At 53.2% G+C, this 24,748-nt stretch carries 23 protein-coding genes; 18 read left to right on the forward strand and 5 right to left on the reverse strand.

The features are described 5' to 3' along the window. The first annotated feature begins 154 nt into the window (after positions 1-154). Positions 155-622, forward strand: a complete 468-nt coding sequence (locus M4I36_RS02970; protein WP_258110171.1) for a hypothetical protein — start codon at positions 155-157, stop codon at positions 620-622. Between the two features lie 83 nt (positions 623-705). Next, on the forward strand, positions 706-1,344 hold the full coding sequence (locus M4I36_RS02975; RefSeq protein WP_258110172.1) for a hypothetical protein: 639 nt from the start codon (positions 706-708) through the stop codon (positions 1,342-1,344). Positions 1,345-1,560: 216 nt separating this feature from the next. Here M4I36_RS02975 and M4I36_RS02980 read toward each other — a convergent pair whose 3' ends face one another. Continuing rightward, positions 1,561-2,694, reverse strand: a complete 1,134-nt coding sequence (locus M4I36_RS02980) for a redoxin domain-containing protein (RefSeq protein ID WP_258110173.1) — start codon at positions 2,692-2,694, stop codon at positions 1,561-1,563. 452 nt (positions 2,695-3,146) lie between these two features. Between M4I36_RS02980 and M4I36_RS02985 the strand changes: the two genes are divergently transcribed. The 11 genes from M4I36_RS02985 (at position 3,147) to M4I36_RS03035 (ending at position 12,661) form a co-directional block, all read left to right on the forward strand. Further along, a complete protein-coding gene (locus tag M4I36_RS02985) occupies positions 3,147-3,707 on the forward strand; it encodes a sulfocyanin-like copper-binding protein (protein ID WP_258110175.1) in 561 nt (186 codons plus the stop codon). A 16-nt stretch (positions 3,708-3,723) separates the two neighbouring features. After that, entirely contained in the window at positions 3,724-4,362 is a 639-nt protein-coding gene (locus M4I36_RS02990) for a cupredoxin domain-containing protein (RefSeq protein ID WP_258110176.1), read from the forward strand. A 70-nt stretch (positions 4,363-4,432) separates the two neighbouring features. Then, positions 4,433-5,245, forward strand: coding sequence for a cytochrome c oxidase subunit II (locus M4I36_RS02995; RefSeq protein WP_258110177.1), 813 nt, complete (start codon positions 4,433-4,435; stop codon positions 5,243-5,245). Between the two features lie 42 nt (positions 5,246-5,287). Then, positions 5,288-7,135, forward strand: coding sequence for a cytochrome c oxidase subunit I (locus M4I36_RS03000; RefSeq protein ID WP_258110178.1), 1,848 nt, complete (start codon positions 5,288-5,290; stop codon positions 7,133-7,135). 30 nt (positions 7,136-7,165) lie between these two features. After that, complete coding sequence (locus M4I36_RS03005; RefSeq protein WP_258110179.1) at positions 7,166-7,765, forward strand: hypothetical protein; 600 nt, start codon at positions 7,166-7,168, stop codon at positions 7,763-7,765. A 157-nt stretch (positions 7,766-7,922) separates the two neighbouring features. Next, on the forward strand, positions 7,923-8,153 hold the full coding sequence (locus M4I36_RS03010) for a hypothetical protein (RefSeq protein WP_258110180.1): 231 nt from the start codon (positions 7,923-7,925) through the stop codon (positions 8,151-8,153). A gap of 2 nt (positions 8,154-8,155) precedes the next feature. After that, positions 8,156-9,130, forward strand: a complete 975-nt coding sequence (locus M4I36_RS03015) for a hypothetical protein (RefSeq protein ID WP_258110181.1) — start codon at positions 8,156-8,158, stop codon at positions 9,128-9,130. A 5-nt stretch (positions 9,131-9,135) separates the two neighbouring features. Then, the gene (cyoE, locus tag M4I36_RS03020; protein ID WP_258110182.1) at positions 9,136-10,074 is read left to right on the forward strand and encodes a heme o synthase; all 939 of its coding nucleotides are present in this window, start codon (positions 9,136-9,138) and stop codon (positions 10,072-10,074) included. A gap of 98 nt (positions 10,075-10,172) precedes the next feature. Then, a complete protein-coding gene (locus M4I36_RS03025; protein ID WP_258110183.1) occupies positions 10,173-10,505 on the forward strand; it encodes a hypothetical protein in 333 nt (110 codons plus the stop codon). A 246-nt stretch (positions 10,506-10,751) separates the two neighbouring features. Next, a complete protein-coding gene (locus tag M4I36_RS03030; protein ID WP_258110185.1) occupies positions 10,752-12,305 on the forward strand; it encodes a sensor domain-containing diguanylate cyclase in 1,554 nt (517 codons plus the stop codon). Continuing rightward, positions 12,302-12,661, forward strand: coding sequence for a VOC family protein (locus M4I36_RS03035; protein ID WP_258110187.1), 360 nt, complete (start codon positions 12,302-12,304; stop codon positions 12,659-12,661). The genes M4I36_RS03030 and M4I36_RS03035 overlap by 4 nt, the downstream gene beginning before the upstream one ends. 153 nt (positions 12,662-12,814) lie before the next feature. Here the strand turns inward: M4I36_RS03035 and tatC are convergent, their stop codons facing one another. The 3 genes from tatC to M4I36_RS03050 all read right to left on the reverse strand — a co-directional run bounded on the left by tatC (position 12,815) and on the right by M4I36_RS03050 (position 15,064). Then, positions 12,815-13,546: a twin-arginine translocase subunit TatC gene (tatC, locus tag M4I36_RS03040; RefSeq protein WP_258110188.1), complete on the reverse strand. Its 732-nt coding sequence runs from the start codon at positions 13,544-13,546 to the stop codon at positions 12,815-12,817. A 12-nt stretch (positions 13,547-13,558) separates the two neighbouring features. After that, positions 13,559-13,861, reverse strand: coding sequence for a twin-arginine translocase TatA/TatE family subunit (locus M4I36_RS16775; RefSeq protein WP_374985302.1), 303 nt, complete (start codon positions 13,859-13,861; stop codon positions 13,559-13,561). Between the two features lie 81 nt (positions 13,862-13,942). Next, positions 13,943-15,064 carry a molybdopterin-dependent oxidoreductase gene (locus tag M4I36_RS03050; protein ID WP_258110189.1) on the reverse strand — a complete coding sequence of 374 codons (1,122 nt, stop codon included), beginning with the start codon at positions 15,062-15,064 and terminating at the stop codon, positions 13,943-13,945. Positions 15,065-15,277: 213 nt separating this feature from the next. Here M4I36_RS03050 and M4I36_RS03055 point away from each other — a divergent pair, with 213 nt between their 5' ends. The 3 genes from M4I36_RS03055 to M4I36_RS03065 all read left to right on the forward strand — a co-directional run bounded on the left by M4I36_RS03055 (position 15,278) and on the right by M4I36_RS03065 (position 17,446). Beyond that, complete coding sequence (locus M4I36_RS03055; protein ID WP_258110190.1) at positions 15,278-15,817, forward strand: NAD(P)H-dependent oxidoreductase; 540 nt, start codon at positions 15,278-15,280, stop codon at positions 15,815-15,817. 38 nt (positions 15,818-15,855) lie between these two features. Then, positions 15,856-16,617, forward strand: coding sequence for a hypothetical protein (locus tag M4I36_RS03060; RefSeq protein ID WP_258110191.1), 762 nt, complete (start codon positions 15,856-15,858; stop codon positions 16,615-16,617). Positions 16,618-16,744: 127 nt separating this feature from the next. After that, the gene (locus M4I36_RS03065) at positions 16,745-17,446 is read left to right on the forward strand and encodes a J domain-containing protein (protein WP_258110192.1); all 702 of its coding nucleotides are present in this window, start codon (positions 16,745-16,747) and stop codon (positions 17,444-17,446) included. Positions 17,447-17,544: 98 nt separating this feature from the next. Here the strand turns inward: M4I36_RS03065 and M4I36_RS03070 are convergent, their stop codons facing one another. Beyond that, a complete protein-coding gene (locus M4I36_RS03070; protein WP_258110193.1) occupies positions 17,545-20,673 on the reverse strand; it encodes a peptidoglycan-binding protein in 3,129 nt (1,042 codons plus the stop codon). 487 nt (positions 20,674-21,160) lie between these two features. Here M4I36_RS03070 and M4I36_RS03075 point away from each other — a divergent pair, with 487 nt between their 5' ends. Both M4I36_RS03075 and M4I36_RS03080 read left to right on the forward strand, forming a co-directional pair. Continuing rightward, positions 21,161-22,621: a hypothetical protein gene (locus tag M4I36_RS03075; protein WP_258110194.1), complete on the forward strand. Its 1,461-nt coding sequence runs from the start codon at positions 21,161-21,163 to the stop codon at positions 22,619-22,621. A gap of 345 nt (positions 22,622-22,966) precedes the next feature. Beyond that, entirely contained in the window at positions 22,967-24,742 is a 1,776-nt protein-coding gene (locus tag M4I36_RS03080) for a sensor domain-containing protein (protein WP_258110195.1), read from the forward strand. The last annotated feature ends 6 nt before the right edge of the window (positions 24,743-24,748 follow it).

The following is a 24,748-nucleotide window of genomic DNA, read 5'->3' on the forward strand; positions in this document are numbered from 1 at the left end:
AAAATGCGCATAGGCTGTCCTTAGCTTGGTGTGTTTGCAGCTCAGAGCGGGGCGCTTGCTTTGCCGTTCGATGGACTGTTCGATGGACCGCTGTTGTATCGGTCGGGTGACGGTCCGTAGAGAGTAAAACAAATAATCTGAAGGTGGTGGGGTTTTGTCGTTGTGGCAGGTTTCTTTTTTGAGCTTGGCAGTCACTTCAGTGTTTGGACTCATTCTGTTTGTCGGGTATACGTTTCGCATTCGCATTCAGTATCCACTGACGCTGGTGAGTTTGCATGTGGCGCTGGCCTCAGTCACGGTCGTCCTCTATACTCTCTCTACTATCCAGGTATTCTTGCACCCATCGGTCAGCTTTGGATTTCGATTGCTGATTCTTTTTGCCGATGTTGTGCTGCTAGCCACGTACATAACTGGCCTGACGTTCTTCATTCGTTTTGATGCCAAACGGAAGGGAATGCGTCAGCATCTCATCGCAACACATCTCGTCATGGCGGGAGTGACGTTTATTTTTGTGACATCGGGGACGATAGCACTCGTAAAACCTACCGTGCCTGCACACACGCTCTACGGACCCAATCGGTACGAAGTCCACAAATACGAGCAATTCCACCACATTCACTAGGAGGGTGTGTTGTTTACGTGCACACGTCCTGAACTTTCGCTAGAATAGCGATAGAACTGATTTGAGTACTGGAGGATATTTTCATGAGTGTCAGTGGTAAGCCCGGCAAACGTCGGTCATCGACTCGGTCGATGGTATTTGTTGTAGGCGTTGCGGTTCTGTTGCTTGTTGGGGCCTATATGGTGCCGATGCAGACGTCTCTGGGACAAGGTGTCACCGACCATGTGGTGATTGGCTGGCGTGGAGCCTATCGCCCTGCATCTCATCGGACAACCTTTGAGTTGCTCTACAACAATGGGACATACGCCAACATCACGCTCGGAACTGAAAATCCGGCCGACTTCAGTCAGCACGTGAGTGCGACGGAGTGGGTGACTCCGACCGACAGCGTTCAGTCGATTCGCTGGGCGGAACAGGCCAATCCCTCGGAGTTGTCTTATCTGCTCGGAACAAGTAACAATGCTCCACGTCCGTTTCATCCGTTTGCTGAAAGTCCGGTGGCCTACAGTGCGGCCCTCCTTCGGGTCTTGCAAAAAAATGATGTCAATCCGAAAGAATTTGGGGGACCCAACATTGTCCCTGGCAGTGTGCCGATTGCTTCGCTACCGAGCGGTGAACTGCAAATTGACACGACCGCGGGGGGCAACAAGCTGGCGCAGTGCCAACCGGGGCAAACTCCTGCCGCTTTGGTCCGATTGATGTCTGTCAAAAAATCTTCCTGAGCTGACTGCAGAAGTGTTCTCGGCTCAAGAATCAACAAACGGTCCACTTTATTTCACCCGGTATTGCGGGGTCTGCGGGCAAGGGGGGTGTATGTTCCGTCCCCTGCCTCGCATACCCGGACATATCATCGTGCCTCGTTGACGTCATGTTGAGTCTACATAAAATGGGTTAAAGTGATTTGAGGTTCTCCATCCACATTCCAACTTGGAGAACGCTCATCCAAGTTGGGTGCGAATGGCTTTTTGTAGTGTTTTATAGGGGGTAAATGAATTTCGCGACCACGCTACGTCGCCTTCTTCGTCAATGATGGCAACTGTGGGAACACTGTTGACAGCGTATGCTTCACTGACCTCTCCTTTGGTGTCGACGAAGAGTGGCCACTTGGCCGGGAGTTTTTTTGCGTCCCAGGTAGCAACATGTTTGAGACTTGACTCAACAGGCAGTACGTCAATGAGCCGGATGGGTAATGTCGGGTCGTTTTGGTGTAGTTTCTCCAGAGTGCGCATTTCCGCTCCAAGGCCGGTCGCCCATGATGCGAGGAAAACATCAATTTGGGGCTTGCCGCTCTGGTAAGCCAGTTCTCCCATAGGTCTCCCGTTTTCGTACACTGGCAACTTGGATGGAGGTGGTCCGGCGGTGGGCGGAGTCACTGCCACGGAACTTTTCAGCGACGCACTGGGCAAAAGTTGCACTAAACTCTCAGCAAATTCGTCCGTCTGCGACTGACCTGTGACGTAGTCGGGTGCTACCGTGTATTTGCGAGTTTCCTGGCCTTTTTCGTTGAGCACGTAGACCACTGGCGACTCTTCTACTTCGCCAGTACGAATGGAGGTTGCCACTCCGTACTTGCGCCAGACCGTCTTGAGGGTTTGGTCTGGCCCACTAAGCATCTCCCAGTTACCTTGCAACTGATGAGACGTCTGGTAGTGCATGAGAACCTGGTTTGCTTGTTGGGTTGGATTGGCGGTGACAGCAGCAAGTACAACCTGGCTTCGTGCGGATGGATTCAGTAGCTTCACGGCGTGGGACATCTCGTTTAAGAGCAAAGGGGTGGCTGTGGTGTCGTCTGGATTGACGAATGTCAAGAGAACGACTTTCCCCTGCCACTGGCTCGGACCGACCATTTGATGCAGTTGATTGTGCAACTGGAAGGCTGGAGCTGGTTGGTTGTTTAATTTGGTCCCTGCATCCATGGCGATGGATGCTGTACCCGCTGGTGCGGGAGCTATCGCTACGGTAGAAGGAGCAGACTCAGAAAAGGTGTGGTATAGTCCATAGATTATGCCTATACCGAGAACGACGCTGATGACAGGAAGACTCCACTCTTTTAGTCCTTTAGATTCTGACACACTGTTTCACCCAATCTTTCTGTTAGTGCCAACGGCTAGCATTTACTCTTCGGTATATCATGCTCCCTCATGAATTACAATCCAATCATAACGGTCAAAAAGCCAATGTGTGTTCACATTTGAGACACAAATGTATGTCGAACATTTGACATTCGTGGCAAAGACGATACACTAGAGATGCGTTTTTTGTGTCCCACTATCGAGAGAGAAGTGCTGTACATAGCTTCACTATTAATTTTCTCTCGCATTGTCTACGTACAAGGCTTTACCCCTTCTGGTTTGTTGGCCGTTGGCCCTTCAGCGACTGCTTTTCTTTCGGAGCAGCCACTTTCCACTTACAGTACATGAAGTCTGCGTTTTTTGCGTCGGATGCATGGTGGTGGGGCGGTGTGCCTTTTTTGTGTCCCAGCCATCGCTGACAGGGTGAAAGATTGTTAGGGGGTGAAGAGTCGATGACATGGCGTTCCAGATTGAATGTTGCCGGGGTCATGGTTGTGGCCCTTGGCGTGAGTGCACTGGCGACCGGGTGTTCCACAACTAACCCGAACACGCTGTCGAAGTTTTTGACCGTCAATACCAGTGCTCACACAGTGAACGTCGAACTGATTGCCGGATACACGCCGGAAAACGACTATCTCAATTTTGACGGGTTTGCGCATGGTCAGTTGGTGGTCACCGTTCCAACCGGATACAAGGTGAACTTTGACTACTACAACAATGCCGGCATCCCGGTTGATATTGGGGTATACGGGTCGAAATACGGAAAATTGGCATTTGCCAAGGCCGGAGATTCGATTCGAGACATCATGCTCAACCCGGATTCTATTCCGTCGGCCATCGCTCCGGGAACATCGGAGAACATCAAGTTTACGGCAGACCGGTCCGGCACGTTCAAAATCGCGAATTATCTAAGTAGATACCAAATGTTCCAAACTCATCCTTACGACGATTTGGGGATGTGGGCCACGCTGAAAGTCGTCAACGGCGCTACGCCGAGTATCTCGGTGTCGTGAGAAAGGAGGACTCGCAATGTCAGATAATCTTGTGAACCAACCTGAAGACCCGGAAGTAGAGGATTGGAGTCGCCGACAGTTTTTGATAGGTGCGGGAGGAGCATTGGCGGTAGGCGCAGCGGCGTTAGCGGTCAACTCGCATATCGGTCGATTTTTTTACAACCTCTCGATGCCAGCAGTGCAAAAAGGCTTGATTCATGTTCATGAAGCGGACTTTTACTTCTTACCGAACAAAATGACTTGGCGAGTCGGCGACCGCATTACCATCAAGCAGCACAATGAGAGCGTCTCTCGTTATCACGAGATGCAAATTGGCCGCGGATTTGATTCCGTTCAAACCTTGCTCGGCACGCAGCGGCAGCAGTTCAAGACCGACTTCTGGGATGGTGTTCACGTGACCATTCTCGATGCACACGCAGTCGATAATTTAGTAACTCACCACGCTATCGTCAAATGTGATGTATCACCTCATCCGTGGCTTTTGACGGGACCTGGTTTAGGTAATTTCAGCCCAACCTTGGAGCCGGGCGGCTGGGTGATGTATGAATTCACCGTTCCTGACAAGCCGGGTATCTGGCACTATGGATGCTTCGTGCAAGGCTATATTCATTACGAGGAAGGCATGAAAGGCACGATTCACATTCTGCCTGCATAAATCGCCTTCCACATGAATTTCGTCGCAGAGCGGTATTGCTAATTTGTGAGGCGTAAAGGAGGGCGGAATTGTGAAAGACGCCGTGAAATTCGGAGTTATCTGGGTTATTTTGAGTGCCATTTTAGAATGGTGCGTCTATCTCGTTCGGCACATGTTCTATACCACAGCAACGATACAAGCCGTCGATGGACAACACGCCGCAGATTTCATTTTCTACGTAGTGACACCCATCTTTGCTTTCGTGGTACTGATGCTGATTTTTGGCTTTACGCAGTTTCGTCGGCGCCGCAACGACAAAGGCGGTAATAGCCCGCACCAGTTCCGGACCAATCGTGCCTTTGTAGGGATTTGGATTGGTGTGTCGCTCGTCGTCAACCTCTTTCTGTTTGTTCATCCGACGGCTTCTGCTATGGAGAACTATTGGAATCAATCCGTCGAGTATCAAAAGAGCCCGAATCTTCTCGTAGTCGATGTTTACGCGCGGCAATGGCAGTGGATGTACTCTTATCCACAGTACGGCATCGCGAATGCAGTGAACAGTGCTGGCAACGGCGAATTGGTTTTGCCTGTTGACCGCCCTGTCCAGTTTGTACTTCGCTCCTATGACTTCAATCATTATTACGACGTGGAAGCGGATGTTATCCACTCCTTCTGGATTCCTGCCTTTGGCTGGAAGACGGACGTTATTCCTGGCGAAACTCGCTACGAGTACGCGTATCCAACGGAACTAGGAAGCACCGCAGAGAATCAAATGTTCCGCGTGCAGTGCGCAGAAGTCTGTGGGCCAGGTCACCCGTATATGTACACCGGGATGAAAGTGGTTACAGCATCGCAGTTCAGCGCCTGGATTCAGAAACAGAAAAAACTGCAGTCTTCATCCTGACACTTGCCGCTTACTTCACTGTAGAGATTGGAGGGAAATTCGTTGAGTTCCATTCCCCAAACGGGCGTTGATACGGGTCGACCGCTGACGCGCCGATACAAAAGAATGGCCCCGGTCCTGCGCGGATTGTTGTGGGCGCTGATTGGCTACATGGTCGTGGACATGATTGTTGCATTTCTCGATCCAGGCCCGACACACAGCCTATTCAACTTAGTTTCTCTGACATTCGCCTGGGTTGGTGGCGTGGTTGGTTGGACACTAGGAATCGGTACATGGGAGTCTGTCGTCCGTCCTGCTTTCGGATATCCAATGAAATGGAAAGAAACGGTTGGCTGGCGGCGGTATTTTGAGTACAGTACGAATCACAAGGTCATCGGCATTCAGTACATGGTGTCTTCGCTCGGCGGTTTCATCATTGCCGGAACCGCAGCCATGCTCATGCGCTTGCAGCTCATGGACGACCGCATGTGGTTCTTCCCCTACAGTAAATACTACTTGGTGACAGTTGGTATTCACGGTACCATCATGATGTTCTCAGTGGCCACCGTGTTCATGGTCGGTGGACTTGGCAACTACCTTATCCCCATGATGGTCGGCTCCAATACGAGCGCGTTCTCTCGCCTGTCGGGAGTCAGTGTCTGGTTTGTCCCGGCTGGTATCTTGACGGTCGCCTTCAGCCCTCTCCTCGGTGCATGGACGACTGGCTGGCGTGGGTATGAACCACTCGCGTCTCAGGATGGGTCAGGCATCATCTACTACTATCTCGGAGTCTTCATTCTCCTCATGTCGTCCTTGATTGTGGCGGCGAATCTTGTTGCCACCATCGTCTTTCGTCGAGCCCCAGGACTCACCTGGAACCGCTTGCCGATGTACGCATGGGGCATGTTGGCTGTCTCGTTCTTGAACCTCATCTGGATTCCCGAAATCATGATGACGTTCGTCATGGCACTACTGGATAAGATAGTCCCCTTGCCGATGTTTCAATCGACGGGTAGCCCGCTGGTCTATCTCCAGATGTTTTGGCTCTTTGGTCATCCGGAGGTCTACATTGTCGTTGTTCCAGCACTAGCTCTGTGGATGGAAATCATTCCAGTCATGGGCAGAAAGACGCTCTTTGCTCGTCAGTGGGGCGTCATTGGCTTGGTGTTCGTCATGCTCTTATCCGGTATGGTTTGGGCGCATCACTTATTCCCGACGCAGCAAAATGCGACCATTCTCCCGTTCTCCTTCTTTACCGAGATGATTTCCATTCCGACCGGATTTGCGTTCATGGTGTCTATCGGAACCATGTGGAAGTCGAAGATGCGACTGAACACGCCATCCATTCTTATCATGATGAGCATGTTCAACTTCTTAATTGGTGGATTGACGGGCGTGTTCTTGGCGGATCCCGCTGTCAACATGCAACTTCACGACACGTTTTTCGTAGTGGGTCACTTCCACTACACAATCATCGGCGGCATGGTGTTCTCCTCGTTTGCAGCGATGTACTACTATCTACCGAAGTTCTCGGGCCGCATGTACAACGAGAAGTGGGCGCAGTTGGGGGTATATTGGATTTTCCTCGCGTTCAACGCGACGTTCTTCCAATTCTTTATCCTCGGACTTCGTGGTATGAACCGTTGGGTGCCAGTTTATCCGGCTTACCTGCGCGCTCAGAACTTCGAAGTCTCAATCTTTGCTTTCCTATTAGGGTTTGGCTTTCTCTACAATATCATCTACATCATCTATGTATGGCGTAGAGGAGAGAAAGTCGACGAAAATCCGTGGCAGTCGAAGACGCTGGAATGGACGACTTCATCCCCGCCAGCGGACATTAGTTTCGAAGAAATTCCCACGGTTACCGAGGGATTCTACGATTACAGTGATGGCGTTTCTACGGAGTCATAAGCCACGCTTCTGAGGAAAGGAGGAGAATCAATGAGCACGAACATCGAGCCAAATTTCGAAAACCCAACCGAACGCGTCTTGTATCCTATGCAATATGAGTTGGACAAAGAGGAACAGATGCGTCTGCGCGGCGGACTGACCTTGTGGCTCATCAGCATGAGTATTCCTATGGTCCTTCTGTACGAGCTGCGCTATGTTATTTCGGGGAAATACGTTGCCCCGAACGCCAACTGGCTGCTCGGGTTGCTTGGTCTCGTCGCTATGGTGATAGCTGGGTTGCTGACGAGCGCCGCCGTTCGTTCTGCAAAGAGACACAACCAGCGAGCCATCCTCATTCAGACGGGTTGGGCGTTCTGGTTTGCCCTTGCGGCGATGGTTTTGGTCGGTTGGCAGGTGTGCGACCGTACCATCAATCCCATCAGTCACTTTGGTGAGATGTTCTTCGTCTGCCAGGGTACCGGTGCTTTCTATATTCTCACTACCATCATTGCGGTACTGGCACTGCGCGGGCGCGTGAAGAGGTTGGCCGGGAGCATCAAGAATTATTGGGGCGCTTCTGCAACCAACGCTTTTGTCTGGTACGTCTGCGTATTCTGGGCTCTGCTCTATTTACTGATATACTGGCTATAGTACGTGGCGTGCATCGACGGGGGAGCGCTCCGTCGGTGCACAACCAGACGGAATAGGCGACACATGCGCGAGCGTGTTCACTTTACACATGCGGGTGAAGGATGGAAGCAAGCGCTTTTAGAGCAGATTGGCAAACGTAAAGGAGGGAGCACAGACAATGGAACATTTCTGGCCCACACTTCCCTATATCATCCCAACGTCTCAAGGTCTGCCGCTCTGGTGGAGTATCTTGTGGTGGATTTTCCAAATTGCCATTATGTCCACTTTGCTCTGGATTGTCACTCGTTGGGCACTCCGGGTGGACCGGGAACTGAATCTCGACGGTAAGACAAAACCGCATGAAAAGAAAAAGACGACGACCGATGGCGGTCGGTCCATCGACGTCTAATAATGTCGACAAAGGTGGCTTTGGTCAGAGAACCGCGGCGCGTGGCGATGCATCCGAAAATGCGCGCGCTGCGTCTCTGGCTCGCTTGGTTGTGGTTAGCGGACGCGGTTTTGGAAGCCATGCCTGGTGTTTGGAGCAAAGCCTTCTATGGTCACCTGCCCCACACGCTCATGCCGAGCATGCTGACAGAGACTCTCGAATCGTCACATGGCGTATTCCGTGTGGCGGTCGCGATGATGCAGAGTCTTTGGAATCGTGCGCCGTATGCAGCGAACGGTTCGCTGGTGTGTGTGGAACTGCTGTTGGCCTTATCTCTCGGTTTTTCTACCTCGTGCCGCCTGACTAGGACTACCCTCTGGGTGAGCTTTGTGCTCTCGGTGGCCATCTGGGTTTTTGGCGAAGGTGGAGGAGGACTCCTGTCTCTACAAGGTACGACCTATTATGCGGCGTTTCCAGGCGGCGCCCCGTTCTATGCCATTCTCAGCTATCTTCTGCTGTCCAAGAAGCCAGTGGCCATGCTCCAGCAAGGTGTAGCTTGGCTCCTCATCGCTTATTTCGGCTCTATGGCTGTCCTCCAGATGCTTCCTGGTACAGGCTACTGGACAGTTGTAGGTCAACAGAATATTTACGGCAACACAGTCTATTCTTCTCTGCCGACGATTCTTAGCAATCCAATTGCCGCATATGGTGAATGGGCTGGGTTACATCCCGTATTCGCGAATGTGCTCTTGATTTTGTTGCTGCTCCTCGCGGGCGGATGTGTCCTCTATCGCAGACGGATCTTTTCCTTCTATATATTTGCAGCCATACTGCTCTGGACTTGGTGGTTTGCCTTCGCGTTTGGCGGAATCTTTACCGGTCTCAGTACAGACGTTGGCACGCCGCCGCTACTCTTTATTCTCGGTCTCTTTATTTGGCGTGGTGAACTTCTCAAGTCGGAACACCATTCTGCACAGTCAACGAAAGCAAAGGGGTGAATGGAGTGGCTTTTGATCAATTGGAAAGCAGCCTGGAGACGAGCGCCGCATCAGAACTTGCACTGTCGTCTGTCAGTGCTTGGACCCGCGTGCGAGCCTATGTAGACCTGACCAAGCCTCGCATTCTCGTCATGCTGGTCTTCACGGCTCTTTGCGGGATGATGGTAGCGCTGGGTCACTTACCTCCTTTCGTGAAAGCGGTGGAGTGCATCGTCTTGTTGGCGCTGACCACGGGTGGGTCTGCGGCATTAAACATGTGGTATGACCGTGACATTGACGTTCTCATGCAACGGACCAAGCGTCGTCCCTTGCCGATGGGCTTAGTGCACCCTCGTTCAGCATTGATTTTTGGTATTTCGCTCATCGTGATTGGGTGCGTTGGATTGTACGTCTTGGTCAACCCACTGACCTGCTTCCTAACGTTCCTCGGTGCGGTCTACTACGTGGTCATCTACACATTTTGGCTGAAGCGAAAAACACCTCAAAATATTGTCATAGGTGGTGGTGCAGGAGCATTTCCGCCTCTGATTGGTGCGGCTGCGGTGGTTGGATACATCCCTGTGTCCGCGATACTTCTCTTCTTGACTGTCTTTTTGTGGACGCCGCCGCACTTTTGGTCTCTGGCGCTGTATCGAAACTCGGACTACCAAGCCGCCAACATTCCGATGATGCCCACCGTGCGCGGAGCGAGATCAACGAAATGGCAAAGCTTTTCGTATGCATGGTTGCTGACTGCATGTGTCGTGTGGCTTGGCTTTCAGCTGCACAATACGGCTCTTTTCCTACCCATTGCCGGACTTCTCTGCGCAGTGTTTCTGTTCTTTCTCTGGCGAGCCCTCCGAGAACAGGACCATGTCTTCGTCTGGGCTCGGCGTTCGTTTTTCTTTTCATTGCTCTTTTTGACCGCCATTTTCACTTTGGCCGCCTTGGTCAGTGTTCTCTAGCATCGAGCGCAGTTTGAGGCGTCTAGGACCCGAGTCCTCAAGGGTGCGTTGACAAATTGGCTATACGAACCACACGAACCGATAAAGGAGACGAGAGGATGCGGCACATTGCACTCGGCATTGCAGCGGCAGGTAGCATCGTAGGCTTGCTCTGCGCGTATTTGCAGTATGGTGAATTTGGCCAAGGCGTTCACTTTGGTTGGCCGTCGCTGACAGCAGCCATCGCCCTCGGAGGGTTGGTCTTTGGCATTCTCAGTTGGCGCGGCGTGAGGATGGGACCCTGGGGTCTCTTGCTCATCACGTTTGTTGGAGCCATCCCCGACTCCACCTTGTGGGAAGGCGCAGGTAGCTTCTTTCTCGTGGCAGCCTTGATGAATTTCACCATCAAATCTGGGGTCTTTCAAGACAAACCAGGCAAGTCGACCCATTAGTGTGACTCGGAATGCGAGACAGCACCCAACATTGCATGATGCAACGAATCAACGGCATGGCTCCCGCCGCGTATCCGTGGGTGCCAAGCGAAGGGCAGAAGAATGGAGCACCGATGACCTCCCAACGAGGCCGGTGCTCGTTGTTTGTCCAGAGCCTCAGATTCGTCGGCAAATTTTTAACACAGACGCCGCAAAACGTGATAATCTCTTGGACAATGGGATTAAGAGAGATAGGGGCGCATGCAGATGGCTGCTCATCCACGCGATTGTAGCGCGAAAGCGCTCGAATGGATACAGGCGCTTCAAGAAGACGCCACATTCGAAGAGATGGGAAGACACCTCGTTGAGTTGTTGCCCTGGCGAGTTGTAGGAATTTATCGGGTGACAGCAGACGGCCAGAGATTGAACTCCGTCGCCATCAAAGGTTATGGCGAAGTTGCTGGGGGTTCGGTATCGTTCTCAATAAAGAAGGATGACACCATGGCGACGCGAGCTTTCGTCGCCAAGAAAAGTGTTCGCTTGGACCAGGCCTCTGGGGAAGCCGCTCATGGACTGGGCCACCTGTCCCGTCAGTGGGTCCGCCATCTGAACATTGACACCATCTTTGCGGTGCCGCTCATCTACGCGGGTACTGCGTGGGGGGCCATTCTCTGTGCCGACGGACCTGCAAAGGGTGATAGTGTGGCGATTGAGGTGGTGGAGATGGTTGCGCCGATTGTGGCCGCAATGCTTCAGCGACAGTCCCTTCTCGAGGCGCTGGACTCGGAAAATCAAGCACTGAGGGTGGTGCAGGAGTGGACCGACGACCACCTTTTTGGCACGGACATGGAAAGTCTCTGGCAGACTTATCGCAATCTCCTCATTCAAGAAGGCGGCGTGCGCGGTGGAACCTACTGTGTGCGGGTGGACGGGCGCTGGCTGGTTCAAGATGTCTTCGGAGAGCTAGTCGAGCCGTATTCGCGGCAAATTGCTGAAGACCTCCCGCTCTGGATGGATACACGCGCGCCGCGCATGCTTGCCCGCGGACAGCGATTGCTCTGGACTCCAGCGGGAGTCAATCCGCTACCACCGTACGTGCAACCGGCGCCGACCGATATCCGTGGACTGTTCTACCTCATTGCAGACGATGGCAATCCACTTGCAGCCATCACCCTTTATGCTCATGCCGACGTGACGGCGCTCGAGCGGACCATTCCCTCCATGCTGCACTCTTTCTCCCTCGCCTTTCGGGTGATTGAGCAGAGGAGTCAGATGGCGGACCAACTCGAACGAGACCTCCTGACCGGAGCGCTGAACCGCTACGGTATGGAGCGGCGCATGGAGGAGATTCGGGAGCGCGGGCTCATCCAGGATTCCATCTTTATGATGGCAGATCTCGATAATTTCAAATCCTTCAACGACTCCTACGGCCATCAGCGTGGAGATGACATTCTGCGCTCCTTGGTACAATATTTGCACCGCACCCTTCGCCCCGGAGACTGGGTTGCACGAATCGGCGGAGATGAGTTTATGCTGTTTTTACCGGATCGCCCATGGAATGATGCGTTCGTCCGGCGCATCGCTCAGACGCTGTCGGCCGTACCCTTACAACTCACGGGGCTGTGCTGGACCATGGGAGCGGTGTTGGTTCCAAAGGAGTGCGCAAATTTTGGGGACTGTTATCGGCTGGCCGACGAGCGAATGTACATTGGGAAGCGTGCGGGAAAAAACATTTTGGTGGGTCCCCATCAGCAAATGATTACGTTCAGCGGATACGATAAACTGGGCTTGGCTAAGGTATCGGGAAGGGAGCTTGAATGATGGGCGTATCGTTGGGAGGTATCACCATTCAGGTAACTGACTTAGAGGTTTCTCGTGAATTCTACAAAACCATTCCTGGGGTAGTCGAAGAGGTGTTCATTCCTGGGCGCATTTCCATCCTTCGAATGGGCCAAGCACGACTCGGATTACTCCAAACAGGCTCGCATCGCGGCTTTCACTTGGAGCTGGAATCGGCCAATTTAGATGCGCTCTTCGAGACACTGAAAATGTCGGGTATACCCATCACAGGGGCACCCAAGATGAGACCGCACGGCGAGCGGACCTTCGTCGTTGCCGACCCTGATGGGTATTCCTTAGAATTTGAAGAGGTTGATGGATTGCCAAGCGAATCCTGAGCGTGCGCACTTAGGTTTTCTGGTTATTTTTTGCTGTGTCAGATGGCGTTCGCTGGCATAGGGCATTCGTCTCTCTCACGTACGAAATCTTCGTCACGCTGTTCGGACCTGAGCCTTTAGTCTTTGCCGCGCATCGACCTGATGTGTGTTACGTTAACTGAGGTGGTTGGCGGCATCATCTGCAGAGCGGCGCGCTTTTCGCCGTTTTTCTGCGACCCAAGCAAGACCGATGCTTCCTTCGTAAATCAGCATAATGGGCACGGTCACACTCAAGTGCGAAATGAGTTCAGGCGGGCTGATGAGGACTCCGACGATAACGATAATCAAGTATGCATATTTGCGCACTCGCCGCATCGCTTTTGCTGTCACGAGGCCGATTCGCGCCAACGCAAAAACCACCACAGGGAGTTCGCAGGCGAGCCCAAAAGGCAGGCAGATGAGTGCCAAAAACGAAAAATAGGAATTGGCCTGAAGTAACACGAGCAGACCTTGAGACTCTGTCAGGCGAATGAGAAAGTGAACCACAAGCGGGAAGGTCACAAACCAAGCGAACACCACGCCTGCGATGAACGTCAACACGATGCCCGGTAGCATGGATATCGCGAGACGTCGCTCAAATGAAGTCAGCCCCGGCGACACAAATGCCCAAACTTCATACATTGCGTAAGGGATGGTCAATCCAATGGCGACTGCTGCTCCGAGGGTCATGTAGACTAACACAATCTCGCCTGGACTCGTCGCGATTAGGTGTACGTGCATCGACTTCAACGGGGAAGTCAGGTAATGAAAGATTTTTGACACAAAAACAAGGCTGGCAATCAGCAGAATTCCGAAGACGACAAGGGTTCGCACAAGGCGAACCCGAAGAGCGGTGAGATGGCTCATCCACCACATGAATTAGTTACCTTGACGAGGGCCCTCAGAGTGTTCTGCGACCGTATAGGAAGCATCGACCGGAGGAACGGGCTCTGTCTGCGCGGGGACAACATTCACTTGGCTCACGTGGTTTGTCATGGGAGAAGTGTCGCTCGGCGTACTTTGATGCATGACCGAATCCCCAGGGTGGTTGGTGGCGTCCCGGAATTCGCGAAGTGACTTGCCAATAGAACGACCGATTTCCGGCAGTTTTTTGGGACCGAAAACTATCAAAACCATAACGAGGATGAAGATGATGCCGGACAGACCAATGTTCGATAGCATATGGTTACCCCTTTCTAGAAAATTGCGCAACACGCCTTCTTACAAGTGTACATCAGGAAGGCGGAAGGTCCAAGTGTTTGCTCACGAAAAATACGCATTCGTCGGATATCCACGTTGTTCCCAGTATCCGGTGATGGGTTTGCTTGAAAACACGACGCGTGAAACCCACTTAATGGATTTGTATCCGTACATGTCGGGCACGACCAATCTCACTGGATAACCTTGCGGAACTGGAAGTGGATAGCCATCAATATGCGTAGCCAGCAAGACTTCGGGAAAGTCTGCCTGAGCCAGAGTCAGACACTCGGTATAGACTCCATCGAACGAGTAGAAGTGCACGTACTTGGCCGTCGATTGCATGCCAACGTGGCGGGCTAAGTCGCGGATGCGTACACCAGACCAGCGGACATTGTGCACGCTCCAGCCCGTGACACATTGAAAATTGACCGTCTCGCTCGTTTTGGAGACCTGTTCCAGTTGGGCGAGCGTCAAGGTCTGAGGAGCATTCACTTCACCTTCTACGCGGAGTCGATAGTCTTCCGCTTTCATGGCCGGGTATTGACCCGTGACCGTGTAGTATTCTGCGAATTGTGGAATGCCCTTTGCGACTTCACCAGGTTTGATGCCTGGCGAGTCAGAGACGAGAGAACGGAGGATAGCGAGCGGATCGACCACCGTCACAAGCGCGGTGACTCCCACCCCGGCGCCGAGCCAACGCAAAAATTGACGCCGCTCAGGTTCGTACCTGCGTGTGAGACTGCCAGATGGGTAGCGGAGGCCAAGCGTCTTGTAAAATGCGTGCACAATCAACCACGACCCGAGAATGATGGTGAACCATCCATGCCAACGAAATGCTGGGGCACGCCAACTGTCGGGAAAAATGGAGACGCCCCAAAGTAAGATGCCCGTGAGGACAATGGCGCTGCCAATGACTGTCGGAAACCACCAATCAAGGCGCGAGATAGGTTTGCCTTTTGGCAATAATTTCGTCAAAGGTGCGAGCAAAGTGACTGTGAAGACAATGCCGAGTAAAATGTGAATTCGCAATATCCAAGGCAAATAGGGGATAAGAACCGTGTGGACTGGTGCCCAAAAGAGTGCTACACCTGTGATGACAAGTAAGATGAAGGAGACAATGGTGTAGTAGTGCAAGGTGACTAGGAATTTAGGCCACTTGCCGTGGCGAAACCATTGAATCCGCATACTGACCCACCTTTCCTCCCGTACACTTGATTATACGGCAGGACTGGTCACGCGGTTTTCTGCTGGCGTCTGTTGTTCCGCATACTGTGTGACAATTTGAGGAACGGTAGAATGAAACACTTTAGGATGATAAAATATTCACCGATGAAACATAGTCAAAAATGACGGAGAGCTGCGAGGACATGGACGTTCTGATGCAGGAGGGGGTCTACGGTGAAAGTTTACATCGTCTATGATAGCGAGAACGGACATACAGAGATGCTTGCCAAGTCCGTGGCGGAAGGCGCCAGAAACCATGAGGGTGCAGAAGTCTTTTTGCATCATGTGCAGGACGCCAATCCACGCGACTTAGTGGCCATGGACGCCATCATCTGGGGCTGCCCCGGACACTTTGGCACCATTTCCTCAGGACTCAAGTCGTGGATTGACCAACTCGGATACCTTTGGGCGACTGGGAAACTCGTCGGCAAAGTTGGCGCCGCATTCTGTACGACTGCTACCGTGCACGGCGGGATCGAAATGACATTGTGGAATCTCATTACACCGATGCTCCACAATGGGATGATTATCGTCGGCCTTCCGGGAAATGTCCCCGAGAACGTGCTCTATGGAAGTTACTATGGGGTTGGCGTGACGTGTCCTGTGGAATTGGACGCTACAGCCCCACTCAACATGCCGAGCGCAGAACACCTTGCCTTGGGTCGCGCTTTAGGCCGTCGCGTTGCGGATGTGGCCGGTAAACTGAGCGTTTAGCAGGGGCGCATTGGAACGGCTAGGGAGGAGACGTCATCGTGGGATTTTTGGTCATTTTCATTCTCGCCGTAGTGGTGGTGGGGACTTTGCTCATTTTTATTAACATGCGGGCGCTTCCGAAGGAAGATAGCCATTCGGGAAGTCCACCGCCGTCGACTTCCACTGTTTTGCCAGGACCTGAAGGAGCGCGCGGCGAGGCGGTTTCGAGAGTGGAAGACAGCCGCCACGGGAGCGTGACGCACATCACGGAGGAGATTGTAGACCGAGCGGAGACAGGGCATTCCACCCGTCCTTTAGAAGACGCACTCGCGTCGCACGCGGCGGAAGGCAGCTCATCGTCGACGGTTAAAACGACCTCTCGTCCGTCTTCGACCGCGTCTCTGATTACCCGCGAGGCCGAAAAAGCGTTTGTCGAGGAGACGCTGCTTGATTTAGGGTACGTGCCAGAGGACGTAGAGCGGTTGGCAAACGGCAAGTCCGGTTCCTTACCAAGTGACGGTCACTCAAATTCAAAATTGAGGAGTCCATCGACGGATGTCGCGGTCGAATCCGATGGGACCGATGAAGCCGATACGGCTGATAAAGCGGATGTGGACCGCACCATTGGGACCGATGAAGCCGATACGGCTGATAAAGCGGATGTGGACCTCACCATGCGGCAAAATGGTCTGAGGGATGACCGTCCGCAAACGAACAGTCGCACCCCTTATGGAGCGGAAACGGGCGACTCGTTTTACCGCGCGGCACTGCGCTCGATGGCAGAGAAAAGGAGCGGATCGAAAGGGGAACATCGGGAGTAGCATCGTGCGGGCCGCCCCTTCTCCCGACACCAGGAATGTCTCGTGTACCCAATTGATTTCGCGCCTGCCTAGGTGGCAAGATGCGGTACCTGTGTTACAGTGATAGAGAAATGTTGAGCCGTGTTTTATGCAAAGGACGGAGTGGATAGAAGCGATGGCGATAGCCGAAGCGGATGTCTATACAAATTGCATATACTGCGGTGCCCGCAATCGACTGCAAGCGGGAGAGATGGACTCTGCTCACTGTGGCCAGTGCAAGGCGCCGCTGACGGACACACTGTACACCCTGTTCGAAGTGGCGCCAGACGTCACCCCAGAACAGTTGAAGCGCGCTTATCGTCGGCAAATCCTCATTTGGCATCCAGACAAGCGAAGAGGCGAAAAGACTGCCGATGCAGACTTTCAGCGTCTCCTGCGAGCTTATCAAATTCTCTCCAATCCCGTCTCCCGTGGACGCTACGACGAGTCGCTGGCGCCCCTAGGGAAGTCTCGTGCCCATGCATCGGAGAACACCTCAGGGAGTTCTTCGTGGACGCCTCAGCACGAAGAAAAAGACCAGCAACCTGTTTCCGGTCGCTCGTGGGCTGCTGCATCCGTACCCGACAACAAGGCACCTAAAGCAAGCCCCCGCCCGCTTTCGTTACAGACCACCTTGGCCACACTTGGAGCTGGCTCTGCTCTCTTTACTCTGTGGATAGTCCTGAATTCCATGGGGCGTCACGACGTTCGGTGGATGTTGTGGTCCGCAGGCGTGTTGGGGGTAGCCGGAGGCATTCGATTTGCACTGCATGTGGCGGAAGATAGCCTGCGGCCCGGCGGTCCATCGTAAAGAAACAGGGAACCAGCACACGGTTCCCTACGTTGCCTTCCCTTATTGACACCGTGCGCATCCGCCCGATGTTCTATCTTGCAGCGCTGGCACTTGACCTACTGTTGTTGCGTCAAGGTCGCTTGTGTGCTCGATATCAGACCATCCACCGGCTGGCCAGTGGTTTGGTCCATAAACTGAATTGGAATCATCCCATTCTGCCCATTGGGACTCGTCGATACCACAAAATTCCCGGCGTGAAGGGTTGTCAAGACTTGTGACGGATTGGACGGACTGTATACGTTCACTGTGGTGTCCGTCGACGTTGGATCCGGCACCGTAACCCGATAGACATTCGTCATCTGCACATATTGCGAATCCACCCACCCGTATCCAACCAAGTGATACCACTCGACGACCAATCCACCCGCCATGCCTTGCATCATTTCATCAATTTCTACACCCGTACCAGCGGGAAGTAACTGAGCTGGAGACGGATTAAATTTTTGCCACATCTGATACGTCCATTCGCCTGTGACTGGAAGATTGTTCTGTTGCTGGAACTGCTTCACGGCCGCTTCCGTATCTGGTCCGTATTGCCCATCGACGGCCAGATTGGCGTTGTCCACTTGGTTTAAGTACGCCTGAACGGCCGCGACGTTCGACCCGATGGAACCGTTCTGCAGAGTGCCGAAGAACATCTCGGACATCCCGTCTCCCGCCGTTGGATAGTAAGGGAGTCCATTGTAGTCTGAATTCTGTGTGATGACACCCGTCGCTCCATCCATCAAGAACACTGGTTCGTTGGTGGATTCCGGTTGCGGCGGCGAGTCGTTCGGCGTGTACTGCTGATATTGACTGACCGATCCGCCGACAGACGTCGCAAACTGGTTCATCAGCCCGCCGATATCGGTCGCCCAGTTGGGGTCCGTGGCATAGTTGACGTTCATGCCCGTCAGCGTTGGAGAGACGTACAGGGAACCGGACGGATCGAGATAATTATTGCGCACTTCCCAAGCCTGGAAGCGGATGGCGTAGGCGTCACTGGGGTACATGCCGGCATCGTTTCCGGGGTTGCTGTTGTACGCACCATAACCGTAGAGATTGTTTTTCTCTAGTGCAATCTGACTCTTGCCCCAGTAGCTCTCGAGAATAGCGTGGGAGACCAAGTAGTTGGCGTCCACTCCGTACGTGCTTTGGGCTTGCATGAACACGGACCCGAGCCCGGTCAGCGGCGAAGAATTGGCCGATAAGTACGAGTCGATGGACGACGCGTTGATGTCGCTCGGTGCCGGGAAGCGCAAATCGACGTTTGTGAAACTCGGCCCGGACGGCACGGACGATTGACTGCCAGAGGAACCGGAGTTGTTGGCGGTCCCTGAAGAAGACCCGGTCTGCCCTGAGGAACTCGACTGACCACTCGGTGGTGCTCCTTGGCTGGCCAGTTGGAATCCGGACTTCTCTTCCACTTGCAACGTGGCTTCCTGAAGGTCCGTCCACGTGGTCTGGTCGACCACACCCGTGACCGGGAGTCCCTCTTGTTGTTGGAATTCTTTTACACCCGCCAAGGTCATCGGGCCGAAGATACCGTCTGCACTACCTACCGGATCTCCCACTATATTGAGGTCATTCTCCAAGAGCGCGACGGACTCACCCGTGTCTCCGTACTCTGCAATCGGGGGGGAGGAAGGTTGAGTTGCCGCACTGGAACTGGTCGATCCGCTCGAGTTGCCGCCGCCTCCGCTAGCGCTACTGGTTCCGCTGCTGCCAGAGCCGCTGCTCGAAGCGCTGGAACCAGTACCGGATGTCGCTCCGGAACTGCCGTCACTGGTCGTGCTGCCAGAACTGGAACTGCCGCCGTCTCCGCTGGCGCTGCTCGTTCCGCTGCTACCAGAACTGGAACTGGTGCTGCCAGTGGTGCCTGAGCTCCCGGAACTGCCTGACGTACTTCCCGCCGATGTACTGCTTGTCGTTGTAGGCGTCGATGTGCTCGAGGCGGACGGTGGAGTGAATTGCAAGTTCCAGGTGGTTCCGTTCCAGGTGGATTGAACTCCCATGCGTAGCAGGACTTGTTGAACATACCAAATGGGAATGAAGACCGTCGGTTGATTGGAATCTGGGTCAACTTGCACGGAGGTTGGCACCTGTGCCACTAAGTGGCCATCCAAGGTCACATTGGCAAAGTCTTTTGGTGGGTCGTAACGCATGGCAGGTAGGTTGCTGTAATCGACCGTGCTTGCTTTGGGCGCAGTCAACATCCAACTTCCCGGACGCCACACTGTACCAATGCCGACTTGCAAGAGAGCCTGCTCTACGTACCACAGGGACATGTAGGTCGTTGCGTGCAGGACAAATCCATAGGGTTTTAGATTGGTAGCCCTGCCGTTGACCAAGATGGTTTTCTTGGACATGGTCACCACATCCGCAGCGGCCACGGTAGTTTGACCGTTGCCCTTGCTGCTTCCTTTTGCGCCACTCGAACTCGCTGCGGTCTGAGTCGAAGTGGAGGATTTTGCTGTACTCGTCGATGCATTTCCTGATGAACTTGCGGTCACCGTCACGGACCCGGTTTTGCCGGAGGTTGAAGTGGAGGCGGTGCTTGTATGAGACGAAGTTTTGGCCGAGGTACCGGCACCGCTCGTTGTGGTGGAGCTTCCTTGGGACGAGGACCCTTTGACTGTGCTGACGGTAACGCCGCTCCCACTGGAGGCGCTTTCGCCTGCTTTACCATCGGTTAGATGCCACGCGTCTCCTGTCCACTTTCCTTGAACGCCGAACCGCGCCAACACTTGTTGCACATACCAGATGGGCAGGAATTCGGTCATGGCGTGCGGACCTGCCAGCGGATTGACACGGGTTATCCCAGGGGCATATTCCACGGCGGTCCCATTGATGGAGATGGATACGGTGCCCTTGCTGGCCTTCTTAGGGGCACTGGGCAAGCCGCTGTAACTGACCGGTACCAGTGCGGGAACCGTCAAGCGCCATATCCCAGGGCGCCACGTGGACGTCACGCCTAGGCCTTTGAGGATTTGTTGAATGTACCAGACTGGCATGTAGGTGGTGCCATCATGAACCACGCTGTACACGCGTAGCGTCAGCTTGCCGTTATAGTAAATCGGCTTTAGGTGCGACGAAATGGCCGCCGACGCAGTCTTGGCTGGTGGAGATGCTGCGAGCGCCACGGTCGGCGAGGCGGTGAGAGAGACGAGAATCGGTAAAGCCATCAATACGCTGGATTTTTTCATAACCAACCTCCGGTAAGGTGATTGCGGCTATCGGACAGGACGAGGGTGAGTGTCCCGCCCGAAGCTTGTCCCTTCTCGCGCTACTTCCTTACCCGCAAGTGTCGCGAGAGTCTTTATCGGAGTTCTCCCCAAAGGCTTCATGAAACGGCTCAAACGGCCGTGGTAGATTGAATCAGGGAGGAATTCCACCTGTATAAGGGAGCGTCAAGGAGTCCACGAGCGGTAAGTGTTTGATTTGGTAGAGGAACGTCAAAAAGGTTACAATGGCAGTTTGCTTATTTCTAAGTCAAACTGTAGCAGGAGAGGTCGATTCGTGTCAATTTCTTAAAGGCATTTCTTTAAGAGAAAGTTTATCTTTTGCGTTATTGTAAGACCGATGAGGGCATGATAAGCTTCAGTTGCGCTTGGGAAATGGCGCCATTGTTACGAGATACTAGAGGCTATATTTGCGTTGCCAAGGGGCATGGGAGTCCAGGAGGGTCGCTGATTGAATCAGGGGAGAAAAGTATGGAAGCGGTGGCTTGGGGTTGCAGCCGTGATCGTCGTGGGTGCGGGTGCCTATGGATTGCATGCACGACTGGGAAGTCACAGAGGAGAACTGTCTCCTACCCAGCAAAAAGAAGTTGTGTCCGGTACGGGGGATTCGTCGGTTCATTGGTCAAATAACAGCAGTTCGCTTTCTTCGACAGCCAAACCGCAATTTTACGTAGTGCCTCGAGTGCTTGGCCTGCGCAAGTTTCCTTACCCCTACGAAGCGATGCTTGCGCTCTCTTCGGATGCAGATCATGAAACATTGCGAAAGTTTAATCTCGTTCATCAGTTTATCAATACAGAGCAATTAACGCCTTCTGGATATTACGGTGTGGGCTTACCGTTTGCAGACTCGTTTTTTATGTATAACGGCAGTAATACAGACAAACTGATTGATGCCGGGGGGGTCCGCAAGCCACATGAATTAAGCTGGTTTAAAGGGACGAGCCAGGTACCTTACGCTGCGGCCATTCTCAATCACTATATCCACGTAGGCTGGATTGACACACTGCACTCTTGGGGGGATTTTACGGGAAAGGACCCGTATAAGACAAAGTTTCGCAGACAGTTGGCGGAACAAGGCGTGCGGGCTTTGGAGGCGGATGGAGATTACCTGACCGTGTGGACGGACCATGGGAATCAATCGAATGTGGATGATATGGGCTCGTACGGAACCAAGCCATTTTTCTGGTATCAACAAGGCGCCAATCCTTGGTCGAAGTACTATCACGCCAACATCACTATCCCATACGGAGTCCGTTTCGTTTGGTCGGACAAACCGGATTCTTCTGTGGGCTTGCCGTCCATGATTTATCCTTTGAAGCTTCCGAATGGAGACAAGGTTTGGGGATTTTGGCGGTATACGAGTGTGGGGGTATCAAAACGGGGTTATACCGAGTGGGACTGGACGGTGGGAGACCTCGGCATGCAAATCAACCGTGCGCATCTCCTCTGGCTGGAAAGGCATCACGACTACAGTATTGTGGCGCAGCACTTAGAGGCGCTGAATGACAAGTATCCGTTACCGCCCAACGCCATAAACGCCCTGCAGCTTCTAGCAGAGCAGTATCGCCAAAAAAAGATATTGGTAGCGACCACCAGTCAACTTCTCAACTACAATGTGACGCAGCAATACGTGCATTACACGACCACCTATCAGAATGGCAAGGCGTACATTCATATTGAAAACATTCACGACTCGGTGGATGGCACGTATAAACCGAAGTTGTCGGACGTCCGAGGGTTGACGTTTTATACAACCAATCCGGCGGAAACGGTCATTGAGATAGGCAACACCCCTGTGCCATCTCGGTTCATTGTCGACAATCCTTCGGATGGTGTTGCAAAAAGTATCAGCATTCGCTGGTTTCACTGGAGTACGAAGAATTACGCTATCAGCAGCAAGACGATCGATTAGTGGCTTGAATCGCTGTTCTCGAGCGCGTCTCGGCTTCAGGTGAGCGGGGTCGAGGCTGTGCTCGTGGGCTCGTAGTGGACAAAAGTTAGGCTGGTTGGCGAAAGTTCCCGCCAATCCGCCTGACTTTGCATGTCTGTGTCATGCAAACGAGCGTTCGGCCTGCAGAAAACACAAGTGCAACATCAGGAAAAACCTTGTACAAATCATGAAAACTCGTATAATCAAGAGAAGTTGAAATTTGTCGAAAGATGGCGGATTTTCTGCGGAGCTTCTCAGCCGAGATGGAATTGACGAGAGGCATGAAGAGAAACGATATTTCCGCATTCGCCGAAGGAGATGGACTGCTTGGCGACGACTTCATCTTGGTTTGACCGACACGCCTGTGACGCGAGGTTGGCCCATCTGTTCCACGAAGCGCAAGACGCTATCTACATATACCCGTTGGACGAGCATGGATACCCAGGCAAGGTCGAGGATGTCAACGAGACGGCGTGCCAGAAACTCGGATATACTCGGGAAGAGTTGCTCCAGTGCACGATGCTCGACATTGTGGACAAGTCGATGCACCGTCGCGTCGAGGAATGGTACGCCGCCTTGAGAGGCGGACAGGCTGTGACGTTTGAGTCTCTGCATCAACCGAAATCTGGCCCACCCATTCCATTTGAAGTGTCCATGCGAGCCGTTGAGTTTGGCGCGTTGCGTTATGTGATGTCCATTTGTCGCGACATCACGGAACGAAAATGTTACGAACGTAGGCTCTATGTGCAAGCGAATTTTGAGGCTAACACGGGGTTTCCAAACGAGTGCTGGATTCGTCGGCACGCAGACCGACTCGCGTCCTCTCTCAAAGAAGGAGAGATGCTGCTGCTGATTGCAGCGTCGATTGAAAATTACTATGTCATTTCCGATTCCTACGGCTCAGAGATTGCGCAAAGAGTGATGTTCAAGACGTTACGCCGCATTCAACTAGAGGTCCCGAACGCTTGGATTGGGCAGACCGACCGGGATGAGATGTTGATGGTCTTGCCAGTCTGCGAGCAGCATTTGTCTGCACAATCTCTCCACACGGTTCGCAATATCTTAAATCGAGCCATGGTGGCAGACCACGGACTGCTGCGCCTGCGCGGCCATCTCGGCGTACACGAGGCCACAAGGAAGTGGTTGAAAGAGAACGGATCGGCTGAGGCGGTAGAGGCGGCCTTTATTGCCCTCCATGCAGCGGAGAAAGCAAATACTTTGGAGGAACACTATTACACGCCACAAATCGCTGATGCAGTGCGCGATAGACAGCGGCTCTACAGCGAATTTCTCGATGCCTTAGAACACGAGAAACTGAAGCTCGTCTATCAACCTCTGTTTGCGGCAGACAATCGGCTGTTTGGCGCCGAGGCGTTGTTGCGCTGGCCGATAGCGGACGGCTTCATCCCCCCAGATGTGTTTATTCCGATGGCTGAGCAGACGGGTACGATTCACTTAGTCGGCGAATACGTCCTGCGTCACGCGTGCGCCGAGTTTTCCGCCTGGCTCAAACGATGGCCAGGATATGACTTTAAGCTGATGGTCAACATGTCGGTTCATGAACTTGGGCGCGATGGCGTCGTCGAGCGTATGGTGGATATCTTACGTCGTACCGATGTGAGTCCGGAGTGTTTGAAGGTGGAAGTCACCGAAACGGTCATGCTGGACCGATGGCGTCATCTGCCGGTGTTGTCGAGACTCAAGGACCTCGGCATGCACATCGCCATTGACGACTTTGGAACGGGATATTCCTCGCTGCAGTATCTCCAGGACATCGCCCCTCATGTCGTGAAGATTGATAAGTCTTTTATCAGCGGATCGGCCCGGAGCCCATCAACCCATAAATTGCCGAGTGATTCGAGCATACTGCCAGACCCGGCACAGGTGAGCAATCCGCAAATTGTCGCATCGTTGATACAGTTAGCAAAATGTCTGCACATTCAGACCGTTGCAGAAGGCGTGGAAACAGAGCAACAATTGGAGTGGTTGAAGCAACAAGGATGTGATGGTTTCCAAGGATACCTGCTTGGCCGTCCAGTCGAGGCGAGTACCTTCTTCCGGGTGCATGCGGCAGCTGCACTGGATGATTTAGCACTCGGTTAAACCCAT

It is taken from the genome of Alicyclobacillus sp. SP_1 (genome assembly GCF_024706985.1).
Taxonomy (GTDB): domain Bacteria; phylum Bacillota; class Bacilli; order Alicyclobacillales; family Alicyclobacillaceae; genus Alicyclobacillus_I.

Bases quoted from the DNA above. Each gene is read 5' to 3' on its own strand.
- M4I36_RS02975 (WP_258110172.1), top strand. From the start codon at position 706: ATGAGTGTCAGTGGTAAGCCCGGCAAACGTCGGTCATCGACTCGGTCG.
- M4I36_RS02985 (WP_258110175.1), top strand. From the start codon at position 3,147: ATGACATGGCGTTCCAGATTGAATGTTGCCGGGGTCATGGTTGTGGCC.
- M4I36_RS02990 (WP_258110176.1), top strand. From the start codon at position 3,724: ATGTCAGATAATCTTGTGAACCAACCTGAAGACCCGGAAGTAGAGGAT.
- M4I36_RS03005 (WP_258110179.1), top strand. From the start codon at position 7,166: ATGAGCACGAACATCGAGCCAAATTTCGAAAACCCAACCGAACGCGTC.
- M4I36_RS03010 (WP_258110180.1), top strand. From the start codon at position 7,923: ATGGAACATTTCTGGCCCACACTTCCCTATATCATCCCAACGTCTCAA.
- M4I36_RS03015 (WP_258110181.1), top strand. From the start codon at position 8,156: ATGTCGACAAAGGTGGCTTTGGTCAGAGAACCGCGGCGCGTGGCGATG.
- M4I36_RS03025 (WP_258110183.1), top strand. From the start codon at position 10,173: ATGCGGCACATTGCACTCGGCATTGCAGCGGCAGGTAGCATCGTAGGC.
- M4I36_RS03030 (WP_258110185.1), top strand. From the start codon at position 10,752: ATGGCTGCTCATCCACGCGATTGTAGCGCGAAAGCGCTCGAATGGATA.
- M4I36_RS03035 (WP_258110187.1), top strand. From the start codon at position 12,302: ATGATGGGCGTATCGTTGGGAGGTATCACCATTCAGGTAACTGACTTA.
- tatC (WP_258110188.1), bottom strand. From the start codon at position 13,546: ATGAGCCATCTCACCGCTCTTCGGGTTCGCCTTGTGCGAACCCTTGTC.
- M4I36_RS16775 (WP_374985302.1), bottom strand. From the start codon at position 13,861: ATGCTATCGAACATTGGTCTGTCCGGCATCATCTTCATCCTCGTTATG.
- M4I36_RS03050 (WP_258110189.1), bottom strand. From the start codon at position 15,064: ATGCGGATTCAATGGTTTCGCCACGGCAAGTGGCCTAAATTCCTAGTC.
- M4I36_RS03065 (WP_258110192.1), top strand. From the start codon at position 16,745: ATGCAAAGGACGGAGTGGATAGAAGCGATGGCGATAGCCGAAGCGGAT.
- M4I36_RS03070 (WP_258110193.1), bottom strand. From the start codon at position 20,673: ATGAAAAAATCCAGCGTATTGATGGCTTTACCGATTCTCGTCTCTCTC.